The organism is Pseudomonas sp. ADAK21, from assembly GCF_012935735.1.
Lineage (GTDB): Bacteria > Pseudomonadota > Gammaproteobacteria > Pseudomonadales > Pseudomonadaceae > Aquipseudomonas > Aquipseudomonas proteolytica.
This window is the reverse complement of sequence record NZ_CP052857.1, coordinates 2,694,937-2,711,555: the sequence shown is the minus strand read 5'-3', so window position 1 is coordinate 2,711,555 and position 16,619 is coordinate 2,694,937. Positions and strand designations below refer to the sequence as shown.

General features: G+C 62.2%; 17 protein-coding genes and 1 pseudogene. 14 read left to right on the top strand and 4 right to left on the bottom strand.

Translation table 11 applies throughout. The features are described from left to right. Positions 1-227: 227 nt before the first annotated feature. From urtA to HKK57_RS12170, 12 genes are all read left to right on the top strand, one after another. Positions 228-1,493, top strand: a complete 1,266-nt coding sequence (gene urtA / locus HKK57_RS12225; protein ID WP_029297732.1) for an urea ABC transporter substrate-binding protein — start codon at positions 228-230, stop codon at positions 1,491-1,493. 96 nt (positions 1,494-1,589) lie between these two features. Then, entirely contained in the window at positions 1,590-3,092 is a 1,503-nt protein-coding gene (gene urtB, locus HKK57_RS12220; RefSeq protein ID WP_029297735.1) for an urea ABC transporter permease subunit UrtB, read from the top strand. After that, entirely contained in the window at positions 3,092-4,171 is a 1,080-nt protein-coding gene (gene urtC / locus HKK57_RS12215; RefSeq protein ID WP_029297736.1) for an urea ABC transporter permease subunit UrtC, read from the top strand. Before urtB ends, urtC begins: the two co-directional genes overlap by 1 nt. After that, positions 4,168-5,028, top strand: coding sequence for an urea ABC transporter ATP-binding protein UrtD (gene urtD, locus HKK57_RS12210; RefSeq protein ID WP_029297738.1), 861 nt, complete (start codon positions 4,168-4,170; stop codon positions 5,026-5,028). The genes urtC and urtD overlap by 4 nt, the downstream gene beginning before the upstream one ends. 142 nt (positions 5,029-5,170) lie before the next feature. Further along, a complete protein-coding gene (gene urtE, locus HKK57_RS12205; protein WP_029297740.1) occupies positions 5,171-5,869 on the top strand; it encodes an urea ABC transporter ATP-binding subunit UrtE in 699 nt (232 codons plus the stop codon). Positions 5,870-5,899: 30 nt separating this feature from the next. Then, positions 5,900-6,739 (top strand): urease accessory protein UreD, encoded by an 840-nt coding sequence (locus tag HKK57_RS12200; protein WP_070994284.1) that lies wholly within the window; start codon positions 5,900-5,902, stop codon positions 6,737-6,739. 176 nt (positions 6,740-6,915) lie between these two features. Further along, positions 6,916-7,218, top strand: coding sequence for an urease subunit gamma (locus tag HKK57_RS12195; RefSeq protein WP_032862374.1), 303 nt, complete (start codon positions 6,916-6,918; stop codon positions 7,216-7,218). A 9-nt stretch (positions 7,219-7,227) separates the two neighbouring features. Beyond that, positions 7,228-7,758 (top strand): GNAT family N-acetyltransferase, encoded by a 531-nt coding sequence (locus tag HKK57_RS12190; RefSeq protein WP_029297747.1) that lies wholly within the window; start codon positions 7,228-7,230, stop codon positions 7,756-7,758. Between the two features lie 5 nt (positions 7,759-7,763). Further along, positions 7,764-8,297: a GNAT family N-acetyltransferase gene (locus HKK57_RS12185; protein WP_029297748.1), complete on the top strand. Its 534-nt coding sequence runs from the start codon at positions 7,764-7,766 to the stop codon at positions 8,295-8,297. Further along, positions 8,294-8,599 carry an urease subunit beta gene (locus tag HKK57_RS12180; RefSeq protein WP_070994282.1) on the top strand — a complete coding sequence of 102 codons (306 nt, stop codon included), beginning with the start codon at positions 8,294-8,296 and terminating at the stop codon, positions 8,597-8,599. The genes HKK57_RS12185 and HKK57_RS12180 overlap by 4 nt, the downstream gene beginning before the upstream one ends. A gap of 111 nt (positions 8,600-8,710) precedes the next feature. Further along, positions 8,711-10,411, top strand: a complete 1,701-nt coding sequence (ureC, locus tag HKK57_RS12175; protein ID WP_029297750.1) for an urease subunit alpha — start codon at positions 8,711-8,713, stop codon at positions 10,409-10,411. A gap of 95 nt (positions 10,412-10,506) precedes the next feature. Further along, positions 10,507-11,634, top strand: a complete 1,128-nt coding sequence (locus HKK57_RS12170) for a sensor histidine kinase (protein ID WP_169390216.1) — start codon at positions 10,507-10,509, stop codon at positions 11,632-11,634. Positions 11,635-11,835: 201 nt separating this feature from the next. Here the strand turns inward: HKK57_RS12170 and cbpA are convergent, their stop codons facing one another. Further along, entirely contained in the window at positions 11,836-12,780 is a 945-nt protein-coding gene (cbpA, locus tag HKK57_RS12165) for a curved DNA-binding protein (protein WP_070994280.1), read from the bottom strand. A 272-nt stretch (positions 12,781-13,052) separates the two neighbouring features. On the opposite strand from cbpA, the gene HKK57_RS12160 reads away from it, so the two are divergent. Beyond that, positions 13,053-14,321, top strand: a complete 1,269-nt coding sequence (locus HKK57_RS12160; protein WP_029297755.1) for an Hsp70 family protein — start codon at positions 13,053-13,055, stop codon at positions 14,319-14,321. Between the two features lie 37 nt (positions 14,322-14,358). Here the strand turns inward: HKK57_RS12160 and HKK57_RS12155 are convergent, their stop codons facing one another. Continuing rightward, entirely contained in the window at positions 14,359-14,700 is a 342-nt protein-coding gene (locus tag HKK57_RS12155) for a thioredoxin family protein (RefSeq protein WP_029297757.1), read from the bottom strand. A gap of 109 nt (positions 14,701-14,809) precedes the next feature. Between HKK57_RS12155 and HKK57_RS12150 the strand changes: the two are divergent. After that, a pseudogene (locus HKK57_RS12150) lies at positions 14,810-14,989 on the top strand (Hsp70 family protein); the annotation flags it as partial. A gap of 136 nt (positions 14,990-15,125) precedes the next feature. On the opposite strand, the gene HKK57_RS12145 reads toward HKK57_RS12150, so the two are convergent. Both HKK57_RS12145 and HKK57_RS12140 read right to left on the bottom strand, forming a co-directional pair. Further along, positions 15,126-16,139, bottom strand: coding sequence for an AI-2E family transporter (locus HKK57_RS12145; RefSeq protein WP_029297762.1), 1,014 nt, complete (start codon positions 16,137-16,139; stop codon positions 15,126-15,128). A gap of 177 nt (positions 16,140-16,316) precedes the next feature. Continuing rightward, positions 16,317-16,616: a PsiF family protein gene (locus HKK57_RS12140; RefSeq protein WP_029297763.1), complete on the bottom strand. Its 300-nt coding sequence runs from the start codon at positions 16,614-16,616 to the stop codon at positions 16,317-16,319. Positions 16,617-16,619 lie beyond the last annotated feature (3 nt).

The window sequence follows — 16,619 nt, the reverse complement described above, 5'->3', positions numbered from 1 at the left end:
CCCTGGCGCCATCCCCAGGGCGCTAGATAGTTATCCACACCCTGCCCCGTTCAGGCGCGCGCTCTGCACCAACACCTGAAACAAGCCCTGACTTGGTGCATCGCTCGCGATCCAGACGCCTGACTCCCCGCATAACCAGGGGCCACTCGCAATAGGCACAGCCTTTGCAAAAGCTCCCTCAGCGCCCTACCTGCCCCCTAAAAATATTGAGTTCTGGAGACCACACCATGAAGCGTCGCAGCTTGATAAAGGCTTTCACTCTGTCGGCATCCATTGCCGCCATGGGCATGACCTGGACTGTCCAGGCCGCCGAGACCATCAAGGTCGGCATCCTGCATTCGCTGTCCGGAACCATGGCCATCTCCGAAACGTCCCTCAAGGACATGGCGCTGATGACCATCGACGAGATCAACGCCAAGGGTGGCGTGAACGGCAAGATGCTCGAGCCGGTGGTGGTGGACCCTGCGTCCAACTGGCCGCTGTTTGCCGAGAAAGGCCGGCAGTTGCTGACCCAGGACAAGGTCGCGGTGGTGTTTGGTTGCTGGACCTCGGTGTCGCGCAAATCGGTGCTGCCGGTGTTCGAAGAACTCAATGGCTTGCTGTTCTACCCGGTGCAGTACGAAGGTGAAGAAATGTCGCCCAACGTGTTCTACACCGGTGCGGCGCCCAACCAGCAGGCAATCCCGGCGGTGGAGTACCTGATGAGCGAAGAAGGCGGCAGCGCCAAGCGCTTCTTCCTGCTGGGCACCGACTACGTTTACCCACGCACCACCAATAAGATCCTGCGCGCGTTCCTGCATTCCAAAGGCGTGGCCGACAAAGACATCGAAGAGGTCTACACCCCGTTCGGCCATAGCGATTACCAGACCATCGTTGCCAACATCAAGAAGTTCTCGGCGGGCGGCAAGACGGCCGTGGTGTCCACGGTCAACGGCGACTCCAACGTGCCGTTCTACAAGGAACTGGCCAACCAGGGCCTGAAAGCCACCGAGGTTCCGGTGGTGGCGTTCTCGGTCGGCGAAGAAGAACTGCGCGGCATCGACACCAAGCCGCTGGTGGGCAACCTGGCGGCGTGGAACTACTTCCAGTCGGTAGAGAACCCGGTCAACGCCAAGTTCGTCGCCGACTGGAAAGCCTATGCCAAGGCGAAAAACCTGCCGGGCGCCGACAAGGCCGTGACCAACGACCCGATGGAAGCCACCTACGTTGGCATCCACATGTGGGCGCAGGCCGTGGAAAAAGCCAAGTCCACCGACGTCGACAAAGTGCGTGAAGCCCTGGGCGGCCAGACCTTCGCCGCGCCGTCGGGCTACACCCTGACCATGGACAAGACCAACCACCACCTGCACAAGCCGGTGATGATTGGTGAGATCCAGTCAGACGGGCAGTTCTCGGTGGTGTGGCAGACCGAAGGGCCGATCCGCGCCCAGCCTTGGAGCCCGTACATCCCTGGCAATGACAAGAAGCCGGATCACGCGGTGAAGAGCAACTAAGCCCCAACACAGATCAAATGTGGGAGCGGCGGTGCGACGATTCGACTTGCTCGCTCCCACATAAACCTAGTCCGTGCATGACCAGGACATTTGTTTATGCCCACTGCCCTCCACCGTTTCATCCTGGCCTGCCTGCTGTTGCTGCCCCTGGCCGCACACGCAGGCGATGCCGAAGACTTCCTCGCGGCCAACCCCATGCAACAGGCCAAACTGTTGCAAGACTGGGCCGCCCAGCCCGACCCGGCGCGCATCGAGTTGGTCAACGCCCTGCAACAAGGCCAAGTCAGCGTCAACGGCGAAACCAAGACCGTACGCCTGAACAACCGCCTGCGTGGCTTGATCAACAACGTGCAGGCCAGCCAGCAACTGCTCGCCGCCGACCCCAAGGTCCGCCTGGCCGCCGCCCAGACCCTGCAAAAAAGTGCGCAACCTGCGCAACTGAAATTCCTCGACCAGCAACTCGCCAGCGAAACCAATGACGAGGTACACAGCGCCCTGAGCCTGGCCCTGGCCAACCTGCAACTGGTCGACCCCGACCCGGCCGTGCGCCTGGCCGCCGTGCGTCTGCTGGGCAGCACCGGCGACCCACTGGCCCGCACGCGCCTGGAAGCGCTGCTGGCGCCTGGCGTAGAAACCGATGCCGGGGTGCACACCGCCGCCGAAACCAGCCTGGCCCAGGTCAAGCGCAAGCTGCTGGTGGGCGAGGTGCTTGGCCAGGCCTTCAGCGGCATGTCCCTGGGCTCGATCCTGTTGCTGGCGGCCCTGGGCCTGGCGATCACCTTCGGCCTGCTCGGCGTGATCAATATGGCCCACGGCGAGATGCTGATGCTCGGTGCCTACTCCACCTATGTGGTGCAGTTGCTGATGCAGCGCTACGTGCCCCAGGCCATCGAGTTCTACCCGTTGCTCGCGCTGCCGGTGGCGTTTTTTGTCACCGCCGGCATCGGCATGGCGCTGGAGCGCACGGTGATCCGTCATCTCTACGGGCGGCCGCTGGAAACCCTGCTGGCCACCTGGGGCATCAGCCTGATGCTGATCCAACTGGTGCGCTTGCTGTTCGGCGCACAGAACGTCGAAGTGGCCAACCCGGCCTGGCTGTCGGGCGGGATCCAGGTGCTGCCCAACCTGGTGCTGCCGTACAACCGCATCGTCATCATCGGCTTTGCGTTGTGCGTGGTGGTGCTGACCTGGCTGCTGCTGAACAAGACCCGCCTGGGCCTCAACGTGCGCGCCGTGACCCAGAACCGCAACATGGCCGCCTGCTGCGGCGTGCCCACCGGGCGCGTGGACATGCTCGCCTTTGGCCTCGGCTCGGGCATCGCAGGCTTAGGTGGCGTGGCCCTGAGCCAGATCGGCAACGTCGGCCCGGACCTGGGCCAGAGCTACATCATCGACTCGTTCCTGGTGGTGGTACTCGGCGGCGTCGGCCAACTGGCCGGCAGTGTCATGGCCGCCTTCGGCCTGGGGATTGCCAACAAGATTCTTGAACCGCAGATCGGTGCCGTGCTCGGCAAGATCCTGATCCTCGCGCTGATCATTCTGTTTATCCAGAAACGCCCGCAAGGACTCTTCGCACTGAAAGGACGGGTGATCGACTGATGAACCAGCCATTGATGCTCACGGCCGCGCAAAAGGCCGGCCCCAAGGTGACGATTGCGGTGGGCGCGGTGATCCTCGCCGTGCTGCTGGCGTTGCCGCTGCTGTCGCTGTTGCCCGCAGAGAGTGCATTCCACGTCTCGGCCTACACCCTGACCCTGGTGGGCAAGATCCTCTGCTACGCCATCGTCGCCCTGGCCCTGGACCTGGTGTGGGGCTACGCCGGCATGTTGTCCCTGGGCCACGGCCTGTTCTTCGCCCTCGGCGGTTACGCGATGGGCATGTACCTGATGCGCCAGGCCGCCGGCAGCGAGTTGCCGGCGTTCATGACCTTCCTGTCGTGGACCGAATTGCCGTGGTATTGGGTCGGCACCGAACACTTCCTCTGGGCCCTGTGCCTGGTGGTATTGGCACCGGGCTTGCTGGCGCTGGTGTTCGGTTTCTTCGCCTTCCGCTCACGGATCAAGGGCGTGTATTTCTCGATCATGACCCAGGCCCTGACCTTTGCCGGGATGCTGTTGTTTTTCCGCAACGAGACCGGCTTTGGCGGCAACAACGGCTTTACCAACTTCCGCAGCATCCTGGGCTTTGGCATCACCGAACCCGGCACCCGTGCGGTGCTGTTCCTGGCCACGGTGCTGCTGTTGGTGGGCAGCCTGTTTATCGGCTGGCGCCTGGCCCGGAGCAAGTTCGGCCGTGTGCTGACGGCCCTGCGCGATGCAGAAAACCGCCTGATGTTCTGCGGCTACGACCCCCGTGGTTTCAAGCTGTTTGTCTGGGTATTGAGCGCCGTGCTGTGCGGCCTGGCCGGGGCGCTGTACGTGCCGCAGGTGGGCATCATCAACCCCAGCGAAATGTCACCGACCAACTCCATCGAAGCCGCCGTGTGGGTCGCCCTGGGCGGGCGCGGCACGCTGATCGGCCCGCTGCTGGGTGCCGGCGTGGTCAACGGCATGAAGAGCTGGTTCACCGTAGCCTTCCCGGAGTACTGGCTGTTCTTCCTTGGGGCGCTGTTCATCATCGTCACCCTGTACCTGCCCAAGGGCATCATCGGCCTGTTGAAGAAAAGGGGCGAACAATGAGAGTCACGGCAACCGACCAGTTCATGCTCGAACCGATCATCGAACCGAACCGCGACCAGGGCACCAGCCGCGATGCCATCGGCCTCGGCCAGGCCGCCGGCAAAGGCCTGAACACGCGCCACGGCACGATCCTGACCCTGGAAGACATCAGCGTCAGCTTCGACGGCTTCAAGGCACTCAATGACTTGAACCTGTACATCGGCGTTGGCGAACTGCGCTGCATCATCGGCCCCAATGGCGCAGGCAAGACCACCCTGATGGACGTGATCACCGGCAAGACCCGCCCCAGTCACGGCAAGGCCTGGTTCGGCGAAACCCTGGACCTGACCCGCATGAGCGAAGTGCAGATCGCCCAGGCCGGCATCGGCCGCAAGTTCCAGAAGCCCACGGTGTTCGAAGCCCTGAGCGTGTTCGAGAACCTGGAGCTGGCGCAGAAGACCGACAAATCGGTATGGGCCAGCCTGCGCGCACGCCTTGGCGGGGAACAGAAGGACCGCATCGAAGAGGTGCTGGACACCATCCGCCTTAGCGCGTCGGCACAACGCCCGGCCGGCTTGCTGTCCCACGGCCAGAAGCAGTTCCTGGAAATCGGCATGCTGCTGATGCAAGACCCACAGCTGTTGCTGCTCGACGAGCCGGTGGCCGGCATGACCGACGCCGAGACCGAATTCACCGCCGAGCTGTTCAAGCGCCTGGCGGGCAAGCATTCGCTGATGGTGGTGGAGCACGACATGGGCTTTGTCGGCTCGATCGCCGACCACGTCACGGTGTTGCACCAGGGCAGTGTGCTGGCCGAAGGGTCGCTGGAACAGGTGCAGGAAAACGAGCGCGTCATCGAGGTGTACCTCGGTCGCTGAACCCGATGCGGATTGCTCTCTGTAGGAGCGAGCTTGCTCGCGAAGATCGTCAACGATAACGCGCCGAGCCTGAATGCCCGCGGTGCCTTGGCGTTTTTCGCGAGCACGCTCGCTCCTACAGGGAATTGAGGAGAGTTTGAACATGCTGCAAGTCGACAAACTGCACCAGTACTACGGCGGCAGCCATATCCTGCGCGGCCTGTCCTTTGACGTGAAAGTCGGTGAAGTCACCTGCCTGCTCGGCCGTAACGGCGTGGGCAAGACCACCCTGCTCAAATGCCTGATGGGCCTGTTGCCCGCCAAGGAAGGCGCGGTGAACTGGGAAGGCAAGGCCATCACCGGTTTCAAGCCGCACCAGCGGGTACACGCCGGCATTGCCTACGTGCCCCAGGGCCGGGAGATTTTCGGCCGGCTGACGGTGGAAGAAAACCTGCTGATGGGCCTGTCGCGTTTTCCCGGCAGCGAAGCCAAGCAAGTCCCGGCGTTTATCTACGAGCTGTTCCCGGTGTTGCTGCAGATGAAGCATCGGCGCGGTGGCGACCTGTCTGGCGGCCAGCAGCAACAACTGGCCATCGGCCGCGCCCTGGCCAGCCGCCCACGCCTGCTGATCCTCGACGAGCCCACCGAAGGCATCCAGCCCTCGGTGATCAAGGAGATCGGTGCGGTGATCAAGAAACTCGCCGAACGCGGCGACATGGCGATTTTGCTGGTGGAGCAGTTCTACGACTTCGCCGCCGAACTGGCCGATCAATACCTGGTGATGTCCCGCGGGGAAATCGTCCAGCAAGGCCGTGGTGAAAATATGGAGGCCGAGGGTGTACGCGGCCTGGTTACCATCTAATCTGTAGCGTCTTGTCGATAAGCCCAAACCATGACTGTTCCTGCCCCCACCGCCCTGTTCACCCCCAGCTGGCACGCCGCGCTGGAGTTGGGCTATGCACGATTCGGCGCGACCACGCGCCCGGTACTGCGCCGCCACCTGGGCCCGCTGCGGGTGCAAAAACACCTGTACGCCGAAGGCCCCGAGGTGTGCCAGCACATCATCGTGCACCCGCCGGGCGGGATTGCCGGGGGGGATCGCCTGGATATCACCGCCCATCTGGCTGAGGGCGCGTGGGCGCAATTGACCAGCCCCGGCGCCGCCAAGTGGTATCGCGCCAGCGGGCCGGCCTACCAGCAGGTGGTATTGACCGTCGAGGCCGGCGCCACCCTGGAGTGGCTGCCCCAGGAAACTATCGTGTTCAGCGCCGCCCAGGCCGAACTCAGCACGCGCATCAACCTCGAAGGCGACGCCCGGCTGTTCTACTGGGACGTGGTGGCGCTAGGGCGCCCGGCCAGTGGCGAGCGTTTCGACCGGGGGCACTTTCAGTCGCACCTGGATATCCGCCGCGACGGCCAGTTGCTGTGGCATGAGCGCCAACGCATTGTGGGCGACGACGGCCTGCTCGACTCGCCGATTGGCCTGGATGGGCAGCCGGTGTTTGCCACGTTGCTGGTGAGCGGGGAAATCGATACCGAACTGCTTGAACAATGCCGTGCGCTGCCCCATGCAGTGCGTGGCGACCTGACCCAACTGCCCGGTTTGCTGGTGGCGCGCTGCCTGGCCAGCGAGACGCTACTGGCGCGGGCCTGGTTGATTGATCTGTGGCGGCTGTTGCGCCCGGCATTGCTGGGGCGTGAAGCTGTGCCCCCAAGAATTTGGAACACCTGAACATTCAAGGTGGAACTGAACTTGTGTGGGAGCTGGCTTGTGTGGGAGCTGGCTTGCCTGCGATACAGGCGACTCGGTCCCCCAGACAAACCTAGGTGCTGCCATCGCAGGCAAGCCAGCTCCCACATTGGATTTTCGGTGTTTTTTAGAATGCTTTTTATGACGGATTGCTGACCATGGACCTGACCCCACGGGAAAAAGACAAACTGCTGATCTTCACCGCAGGCCTTGTGGCCGAACGCCGCCTGGCGCGCGGGGTGAAGCTGAACTACCCGGAAACCATCGCCTACATCTCCGCCGCCCTGCTCGAGGGCGCGCGCGACGGGCGCACGGTGGCCGACCTGATGCACTTTGGCACCACCCTGCTCAGTCGCGAGCAAGTGATGGAAGGCATCCCGGAGATGATCCCGGATATCCAGGTCGAAGCCACCTTCCCCGACGGCACCAAGCTGGTGACCGTCCACCAACCCATCGCCTGAGGCCCGGCCATGTCCTTGCTGATTCGTGACGCGGTGCACGGCGACCTGCCGGCGATCCGCGATATCTACAACGATGCCGTGCTCAACACCACGGCGATCTGGAACGACCAACCGGTGGACCTGGGCAACCGCCAGGCCTGGTTCAGTGCGCGCCAGGCACAGTTCTATCCGATCCTGGTGGCGGTGGAGGCCGAGCACGTGGTCGGCTATGCCTCGTTCGGTGACTGGCGGCCCTTCGACGGCTTTCGCCATACCGTCGAGCATTCGGTGTATGTGCGCAATGACCAGCGCGGCAAAGGCCTCGGCCCCCTGCTGATGCAGGCCCTGATCGAACGCGCCAGGGCCTGCGACAAACACGTGATGGTCGCCGCCATCGAAAGCGGCAACCAGGCCTCGATCCGCCTGCATGAGCGCCTGGGCTTTGGCATCACCGGGCAAATGGCCCAGGTGGGCACCAAGTTCGGCCGCTGGCTGGACCTGACCTTTATGCAACTGATGCTCAACCCTGGCGCCCAGCCGCCGGCGGTTCACAAGGAGTAACAGCAATGAGCGCCGCCCAACTGCGTCGAGTGAACACCGAAAGCTTTGCCCATTACCGCCAGGGTTTGATTGAGCTGTTGCTGGACGCCGTGCAGCACGGTGCATCGGTGGGCTTCATGGCCGACCTCGACGCGGCTCAGGCACGGGACTATTTCGACGGCGTACAGGCCGGTATCGAGGATGCCAGCCTGCTGCTGTGGGTGGTGGTGCGCGATGAACAGGTGCTGGCCAGCGTACAACTGGCGCTGTGCCAGAAAGCCAACGGCCTCAACCGCGCCGAGGTGCAAAAGCTGCTGGTGCGCAATGACGCCCGGCGCCACGGCCTCGGCCAGCAATTGATGAGCGCCCTGGAGCTGTGCGCACGCCAGCACAAGCGCGGCCTGCTGTACCTGGACACCGAAGCCGGCTCCCCCGCCGAAGCTTTCTACCAGGCGCTGCGCTACACCAAGATCGGCGAACTGCCGGACTACTGCCAAAGCCCGGACGGGCGCTACAGCCCGACCGCCATCTACTACAAGACCCTGGGGCAACCTGCATGATTCCTGGTGAATATCAGATCCAGCCTGGTGAAATCGAACTCAACGTGGGCCGCCGCACTGTCACCCTGAGCGTGGCCAACAGCGGCGACCGGCCGATCCAGGTCGGCTCCCATTACCATTTTTTCGAGACCAACGACGCGCTGGCCTTCGATCGTGCCCTGAGCCGCGGCATGCGCCTGAACATCCCGGCGGGCACGGCGGTGCGCTTTGAGCCAGGGCAGAGCCGCGAGGTGGAGTTGGTGGAGCTGGCGGGGTTGCGCCGGGTGTTCGGGTTTGCCGGACGCATCATGGGCGACCTGTAGGGCCGCATCGCAGGCAAGCCAGCTCCCACATGGGAATGCATTTCAAATGTGGGAGCTGGCTTGCCTGCGATAGCGGATTCACATTCAACACAAATTCTTCAGGACACCCCTATGAAAATCAGCCGCCAAGCCTACGCCGACATGTTCGGCCCCACCGTCGGCGACAAGGTCCGCCTGGCCGATACCGAGCTGTGGATTGAAGTGGAACAGGACTTCACCACCTACGGCGAAGAAGTGAAGTTCGGCGGCGGCAAAGTTATCCGCGACGGCCAGGGCCAGAGCCAACTGCTGGCCGCCGACGTGGTCGACACGGTGATCACCAACGCGCTGATCATCGATCACTGGGGTATCGTCAAGGCCGATGTCGGCCTGAAGAACGGGCGTATCGCCGGGATCGGCAAGGCCGGCAACCCGGATATCCAGCCGGGCGTGACCCTGGCCATCGGCGCCAGCACCGAAGTGATTGCCGGCGAAGGCATGATCCTCACCGCCGGCGGCATCGACACCCATGTGCACTTCATCTGCCCGCAGCAGATCGAAGAGGCGCTGACCAGTGGCGTCACCACCATGATCGGCGGCGGCACCGGGCCGGCCACCGGCACCAACGCCACCACCTGCACCTCGGGCCCGTGGCACCTGGCGCGCATGCTGCAGGCCAGCGATGCGTTCCCGATGAACATCGGCTTTACCGGCAAGGGCAACGCCAGCCTGCCTGAGCCGTTGATCGAACAGGTCAAGGCCGGGGCGATTGGCTTGAAGTTGCATGAAGACTGGGGCACCACCCCGGCGAGCATCGACAACTGCCTGAGCGTGGCCGACGAATACGATGTGCAGGTGGCGATCCACAGCGACACCCTCAACGAGTCCGGTTTTGTCGAAACCACCCTCGCCGCGCTCAAGGGGCGCACCATCCACACCTACCACACCGAAGGGGCCGGCGGCGGGCATGCGCCGGATATCATCAAGGCCTGCGGTTTCCCCAACGTGCTGCCCAGCTCCACCAACCCGACCCGGCCATTCACCCGCAATACCATCGACGAGCACCTGGACATGTTGATGGTCTGCCATCACCTGGACCCGAGCATTGCCGAAGACGTGGCCTTCGCCGAAAGCCGCATCCGCCGCGAAACCATCGCCGCCGAAGATATCCTGCATGACCTTGGCGCATTCTCGATGATCAGCTCCGACAGCCAGGCCATGGGCCGCGTGGGCGAGGTGATCATGCGCACCTGGCAAACCGCCGACAAAATGAAAAAACAACGCGGGCCACTGCCGGGGGACGGAGCAGGCAACGATAACTTCCGTGCCAAGCGCTACATCGCCAAGTACACCATCAACCCGGCGATCACCCATGGCATCAGCCATGAAGTGGGCTCGATCGAGGTGGGCAAGTGGGCCGACCTGGTGCTGTGGCGCCCGGCGTTCTTCGGGATCAAGCCCACGTTGATTCTCAAGGGTGGGGCGATTGCCTCAAGCCTGATGGGCGATATCAACGGCTCGATCCCTACGCCGCAGCCGGTCCACTACCGGCCGATGTTCGCCAGCTTCGGCAGCGCGCTGCACGCCACCAGCCTGACGTTTATCAGCCAGGCGGCGCTGGCCGAGGGCCTGCCGCAAGCCCTGGGCCTGAAAAAGCAGATCGGGGTGGTCAAGGGCTGCCGCCAGGTGCAGAAAACCGACCTGATCCACAACGACTACCTGCCGCAGATCGAGGTAGATCCGCAGACCTATCAGGTCAAGGCCGACGGGGTATTGCTGTGGTGCGAACCGGCGGATGTGTTGCCGATGGCCCAGCGTTACTTTCTATTCTGACCGTTCATCGGCATTAACCCTGTGTGCCAGTGAAGCGAAGAGGCGTAAGGCGCTACGATGCGCCTCTTTACTGTCTTGCACTTGGGAACCTGGCTATGGGCCTATCCGAATTCATCGTGTTGCATGCCGAGCGGATCGTCGATGAATGGGAGCAGTTTGCCGAAACATTGACCCCGGCCGCCGACACCCTGAACCGCACGCAACTGCGCGACCACGCGCACTCGATCCTGCTGGCCGCCGCACGGGACATGAACACCCGCCAGAGCGCCGACGAACAAGCGGCCAAGGCCAAGGGCGAAGGCCCGGAGAAAACCCCAAGCCTGGACGAAGCCGCCGCCAGCCATGGCGAGCTACGTCATACCGTGGGTTTTGACCTGGTGCAGATGACCTCCGAGTTCCGCCACCTGCGGGCCTGTGTGATCCGGCTGTGGGTCGATAGCCTCGAGGTGCCGGACATGACGTACTTCCAGGACATGATCCGCTTCAATGAGGCCATCGACGAAGCCCTGGCCGAATCCACCGCGGCCTACGCCGAGCAGGTCAATCGCTCGCGGGATATTTTCCTCGCCATCCTCGGCCACGACCTGCGCGCACCGCTGCAGGCGGTGAACATGTCCACCGAGATGTTGTTGCGCAAAGTCGCGCTGGACAGCCAAGGCTTGAGCCTGGTGGGCAATATCAAAAATGGCGCCCGGCATATGGGGGCAATGGTCCGTGATCTATTGGAGTTTGTGCGCAGCCGGCTGGGCAGCAGCCTGCCGATCGAACCCAAGCCGATGAACCTGGCTGACGCCGCGCAGGCCGCCATCGACGAAGCATACGCTGGTCGCCCGGATTGCCAGGCCCATTTGCATGTCGAGGACGACACCCAGGGGCAGTGGGATCGTGGGCGAATCGATCAACTGCTGCAGAACCTGATTGGCAACGCGTTGCAGCACGGCCTCAACAGCCAGGCCGTGACCCTGAACCTCAAGGGCACGCCCGACACCGTGGAACTGAGCGTGCACAACTACGGCATCCCGATTCCCCAGGCGGCGCTGGGCACCGTCTTCGACCCGCTGGTACGCAGCGCCACTGAAGAACTGGGCAACACCTCGACCAGCCTCGGGCTGGGGCTGTTTATCGTCAAGGAAGTGGTGCTGGCCCATCAGGGCACGATTGAAGTGACCTCCAGCGAGGCCGAAGGCACCACATTCACCGTGGTGCTGCCGCGACGGTGCTAGTGCGATTGTTTATTGTGGCGAGCGGGCTTGCCCCGCGCTGGGGGGCGAAGCAGCCCCAATAAAGTCACTGCATTCTTCCAGATACACCTCAGCGGCAGGGGATAGGGCTGCTTCGCACCCCAGCGCGGGGCAAGCCCGCTCGCCACGACAGGCCCGCTTGCCACAACAAGCCCGCTGGTCACAGTAAGCCCGCTCCCCCCCTTAGCGACCCCAGTTTTCCCGCGGATCAAAATCAGCCTTTTTCGCCAGCTCCTGCCACAACGCCTTGACCTCTTCGTCGCTGCTTTTGGGCATCACGGCCTTGAGCTGCACAAACAGATAGCCGCGTTGCCCGGCCTTGTTCAGCAAGCCATGGCCCTTGGCGCGCATGCGCTGGCCATTCTGGCTGCCGGCCGGGACCTTGAGGTTGATCTTGCCGGTCAACGTCGGCACCGCGACTTCCGCGCCCAACGCCAGCTCCCAGGGGGCCAGAGGCAGGTTGATGATCAGGTTTTCGCCGTCGACTTCGAACTTGGGATGCGGCGCAAACTTGATGATCAGGTACAGGTCGCCATTGGCCCCACCGCCAATTCCCGGCGCGCCCTGGCCCTTGAGGCGGATGCGCTCGCCATCGGCCACACCGGCCGGGATTTTTACATTCAGGCTCTTGGTGGTGTTGCTGACATGCCGGCCAGACGCATCGTATTGCGGAATCTGGAAGCTGATCGCCTTGGACTCGGTAGACAGGGTCTCTTCCAGGAACACCGGCAGTTCCATCTCCACATCCTGGCCGCGACGGCCGGGGCTGCGCCCTTGGGCACCGCCAAAACCATTGCCGCGCGAGCCGAAGATCGAGCTGAAGAAGTCCGAAAACTCGCCCGTATCCTGGCCACCGCCAAACCCGCCACGGCTCTGCCAACCTGGCGGCCCCTGGAAGGGCTGACCGTGCTGCCCATAGCGGCGCAACTCGTCGTATTCGGCGCGCTTGTCTGCGCTTTTCAACGCTTCATAGGCTTCCGAGGCGTCCTTGAACTTCGCTTCCGCGTCCTTTTCCTTGCTGACGTCGGGATGATACTTACGCGCCAGCTTGCGATAAGCGGCCTTGATTGTCTTGTCGTCGGCCGTCGGCTCGACACCAAGAATCTTGTAATAGTCTTTGAAATCCATGGGGGCATCACCATCCGTTATCGAGATCGCACAGTCGCGCCCTGCCTGCCGGGGCATTGCGGGGCGATTCGAGGTGCGTCAGAAAATTATCGGCGGCTTGCAGGACAAACTTGATCCTTTCGACAGCCACCAACCGTATGCACAGGAGTTGGGGGCAAAGAGCCGACCTTTCAAGGTAACAAGTCTGCTGTATTTAGCGGATAGTCGGCCTACGCATCTGCACGCGAGTGACATACACTGCGCGGCCGTTTTTTAACCGGAACCTGTTAGACATGAACAACACCTCCCCAGCCCGTGCCTGCGGCATCGACTTCGGCACGTCCAACTCCACTGTCGGCTGGATCCGTCCCGGCATGGAAACGCTTATCGCGCTGGAGGACGACAAGATCACCCTGCCGTCAGTGGTGTTCTTCAACTTCGAAGAACGCCGCCCGGTCTATGGCCGCCTGGCGCTGCACGAGTACCTGGAAGGCTACGAAGGCCGGCTGATGCGCTCGCTCAAGAGCCTTTTGGGCTCCAAGCTGATCAAGCACGACACCAGCGTGCTGGGCACGGCCATGCCGTTCAAGGACCTGCTGGGCCTGTTTATCGGCCAGCTCAAGAGCCGCGCCGAAGCCACCGCCGGTCGTGAGTTCGAGGAAGTGGTGCTGGGCCGCCCGGTATTTTTCGTCGACGACGACCCGATGGCCGACAAAGAGGCCGAAGACACCCTGGTGGACGTAGCCCGCAAGCTCGGTTTCAAGGAAGTCTCGTTCCAGTACGAGCCGATTGCCGCAGCCTTCGACTACGAGTCCACCATTGAAAAGGAAGAGTTGGTACTGATTGTCGACATCGGCGGCGGTACGTCCGACTTCTCCCTGGTGCGCCTGTCGCCCGAGCGACGCAAGCACGACAACCGCCACGACGACATCCTCGCCACCGGCGGCGTGCATATCGGCGGTACCGACTTCGACAAACAGCTGAGTCTGCAAGGCATGATGCCGCTGTTCGGCTACGGCAGCCGTATGAAAAGCGGCGCCTACATGCCCACCAGCCACCATATGAACCTGGCCACCTGGCACACCATCAACTCGGTGTACTCGCAAAAATCCCAGATTGCGTTGGGCAGCATGCGCTACGACATCGAGGACACCGGCGGCATCGATCGCCTGTTCAAGCTGATCGAACAGCGCGCCGGGCACTGGCTGGCGATGGAGGTGGAAGAAACCAAAATCCACCTCACCCACGACGACAGCCGCCATGTACCGCTGGACCGGGTAGAACCAGGCCTGAGCGTGGAACTGAGCCGCGCCCTGTTCGAGTCCTCCATCGACAACCTGCTGGAGCGGGTGCGCAACAGCGTGACCCAACTGCTCGACGACGCCTCGGTAGACGTGGCCCAGGTCGACACGGTGTTCTTCACCGGCGGCTCCAGCGGCATCCCGGCCCTGCGCCAGAGCATTTCGGCGATGCTGCCCAATGCCCAACATGTAGAAGGCAACATCTTCGGCAGCATTGGTAGCGGGTTGGCGATCGAGGCCAGTAAGCGTTACGGCTACTGAGTGAAGAAATCGCCTCGTGATGGCACGGGGCGATTCATTAGGCCTTACCTTTGGCCAACTGATCGACCCATGTCTTGAAGGTATCTGCATAGTCATAAAAACCGACAACCGTGCGGACTAATTTTCCGTCCCGGAAAAAGAGCGTGGTTGGCGCAGACTGCACGTCATAAGCAGGCGTTTTCTCGATCGGGCCATTTACCTCCAGCGTCTTGTCGAGGAACTCAATAGCCTTGCCCTGATCCTGGGCTGCTGCCTCCAGTGTCGCGACCATTCTGTTTGAAGATTGTTTGCTGGCATTACTGAACAGCACAATCACTGGGGTTGTGGACTTGAGCACACGACTTTCAAAGCTGCTGGCATCTACCGTAGGCAAAGACATGATTTAGCTCCTGTCGAAACAAAAGATGATATTGCGCACGCAAGAGCAGACCATCAAACCCGTGGTGGGTCTACTGTCAGAAATAACAGGTCTGAACCACTTCGACGACGCCTCGGTAGACGTGGCCCAGGTCGACACGGTGTTCTTCACCGGCGGCTCCAGCGGCATCCCGGCCCTTCGCCAGAGCATTTCGGCGATGCTGCCCAATGCCCAGCATGTAGAAGGCAACATCTTCGGCAGCATTGGTAGCGGATTGGCGATTGAGGCCAGTAAGCGTTACGGCTACTGATCTTTAGTTAAGACCGTGGTGCGGCCTTCGCGAGCAAGCCCGCTCCCACATTTAGATCGAGTTCCGCCTGGGGAATGCAGTCCAAATGTGGGAGCGGGCTTGCTCGCGAAAGGGCCAGTCCAGGCACCCTCAATCCTCAGACCATCCCGCCCAGCTTCAACTCACTCTTCAAATACGCATAGTAGATCGGCCCCGCCACCACGCCCGGCAGGCCGAATGCGGCTTCAAATACCAACATCGCCAACAGCAACTCCCACGACTTGGCACTGATCTGCCCGCCGACGATGCGTGCGTTGAGGAAGTACTCGACCTTGTGGATCACGATCAGATAACCCAGCGCCGCCACCGCCACCCAGATCGACATCGACAACGCGACGATAGTGATCAGGGTGTTGGACATCAGGTTGCCGATCACCGGCAGCAGGCCCAGCAGGAATGTGAGGACGATCAGGGTCTTGGTCAGCGGCAGGTGGATCCCCGCCAACGGCAGCACCACCGCGAGGAATATCCCGGTGAACACGGTGTTGAGGGCAGCGATTTTGATTTGCGCGAAGACGATGTTGCGAAAAGCCTGGACCAGCAGGTGCAGGCGGTCGAACAGCGCGGCGGCCAGGGGTTTGCGTTTGGTCAGGTCGGGGACCCGCTGCAGGGCGATGATTGCCCCCAGGACCATGCCAATCAGCAGGGTCACGAACATATGCGCCGCGTCCTTGCCCACCAGTTGCAGGTCGCTCAGGTGCTTGCTCAACCATTCGCCGATGGCTACGCGAAACTCGGCGGCGCTGGCCGGCAGGTAGGCGTCGAGGAACGGCGGCAACTGGCCGCGCGCGCGGTCGACCACGCCCATGAATTTATCCAGGGAGGCCCCGGGGTTTTCCGCTTCGTGCAGCAAAAAGCTGATGGCGCCAGCGAAGATCAGGGTCAGCACGCTAACAATCACGGTACCGAGCAATGCCACCGCCAGCCAACGCGCGCGGCGGCCTTCGATCAGGCGTTGCAGCTGTGGAGTGAGCATGTTGACCAGTTCGAAAACCAACAGGCCGGCCAACAGGCTAGGCAGCAGTTTTAACGGCAGGACCAGCAGCAACCCGCCGAAGATGATGATGTAGCTGGCCAGCAACAACACATGACGCGAAGAAAACGTTGGCATACAGCCTCTAAACGAACGGCGTTAAAGGACATGTAGGAGCGGGCTTGCCCGCGAAAAACTCACGGGCAACGCGTGCATTCAGGATGAGCGCGATACCGTTCACGTTCTTCGCGAGCAAGCTCGCTCCTACAGGGTAAGGGCTGTGCGAGTGTCGCAGCCTTAGGTAGTCCGGGGCTATTAATTCTTCAGGCAGGTGCTCATAAAGGTTTTACGCGCATCGCCAGTCAACGCCTTGGTTTTCGCCGACGCGTTGCAGTCCTTCATTTTTTGCTGCTGCGGGGTCAGGGTCTTGGCGTCGTTGGCAGCCGGGGCCGAGAGGCAGGTTTTCATGAAGGCCTTGCGCTCGTCGCCCTTCAAGGTCTTGGTGGTGGCTTCGGCGTTGCAGGTGGTCATTTTGTTTTGCTGGGCAGTGGCCGCAAACCCTTGGGAACAGAGCAGCAGACCGATCATCAACAACGGAATACGCAACATCTTCATGGA

Excerpts from the sequence above, each read along its gene's own strand:
- HKK57_RS12145 (WP_029297762.1), bottom strand. The coding sequence starts at position 16,139 with ATGCCAACGTTTTCTTCGCGTCATGTGTTGTTGCTGGCCAGCTACATC.
- HKK57_RS12160 (WP_029297755.1), top strand. The coding sequence starts at position 13,053 with ATGAACAACACCTCCCCAGCCCGTGCCTGCGGCATCGACTTCGGCACG.
- cbpA (WP_070994280.1), bottom strand. The coding sequence starts at position 12,780 with ATGGATTTCAAAGACTATTACAAGATTCTTGGTGTCGAGCCGACGGCC.
- urtC (WP_029297736.1), top strand. The coding sequence starts at position 3,092 with ATGAACCAGCCATTGATGCTCACGGCCGCGCAAAAGGCCGGCCCCAAG.
- urtA (WP_029297732.1), top strand. The coding sequence starts at position 228 with ATGAAGCGTCGCAGCTTGATAAAGGCTTTCACTCTGTCGGCATCCATT.
- urtE (WP_029297740.1), top strand. The coding sequence starts at position 5,171 with ATGCTGCAAGTCGACAAACTGCACCAGTACTACGGCGGCAGCCATATC.
- HKK57_RS12195 (WP_032862374.1), top strand. The coding sequence starts at position 6,916 with ATGGACCTGACCCCACGGGAAAAAGACAAACTGCTGATCTTCACCGCA.
- ureC (WP_029297750.1), top strand. The coding sequence starts at position 8,711 with ATGAAAATCAGCCGCCAAGCCTACGCCGACATGTTCGGCCCCACCGTC.
- HKK57_RS12140 (WP_029297763.1), bottom strand. The coding sequence starts at position 16,616 with ATGAAGATGTTGCGTATTCCGTTGTTGATGATCGGTCTGCTGCTCTGT.
- urtB (WP_029297735.1), top strand. The coding sequence starts at position 1,590 with ATGCCCACTGCCCTCCACCGTTTCATCCTGGCCTGCCTGCTGTTGCTG.
- HKK57_RS12200 (WP_070994284.1), top strand. The coding sequence starts at position 5,900 with ATGACTGTTCCTGCCCCCACCGCCCTGTTCACCCCCAGCTGGCACGCC.
- HKK57_RS12190 (WP_029297747.1), top strand. The coding sequence starts at position 7,228 with ATGTCCTTGCTGATTCGTGACGCGGTGCACGGCGACCTGCCGGCGATC.
- HKK57_RS12180 (WP_070994282.1), top strand. The coding sequence starts at position 8,294 with ATGATTCCTGGTGAATATCAGATCCAGCCTGGTGAAATCGAACTCAAC.
- HKK57_RS12185 (WP_029297748.1), top strand. The coding sequence starts at position 7,764 with ATGAGCGCCGCCCAACTGCGTCGAGTGAACACCGAAAGCTTTGCCCAT.
- urtD (WP_029297738.1), top strand. The coding sequence starts at position 4,168 with ATGAGAGTCACGGCAACCGACCAGTTCATGCTCGAACCGATCATCGAA.
- HKK57_RS12155 (WP_029297757.1), bottom strand. The coding sequence starts at position 14,700 with ATGTCTTTGCCTACGGTAGATGCCAGCAGCTTTGAAAGTCGTGTGCTC.
- HKK57_RS12170 (WP_169390216.1), top strand. The coding sequence starts at position 10,507 with ATGGGCCTATCCGAATTCATCGTGTTGCATGCCGAGCGGATCGTCGAT.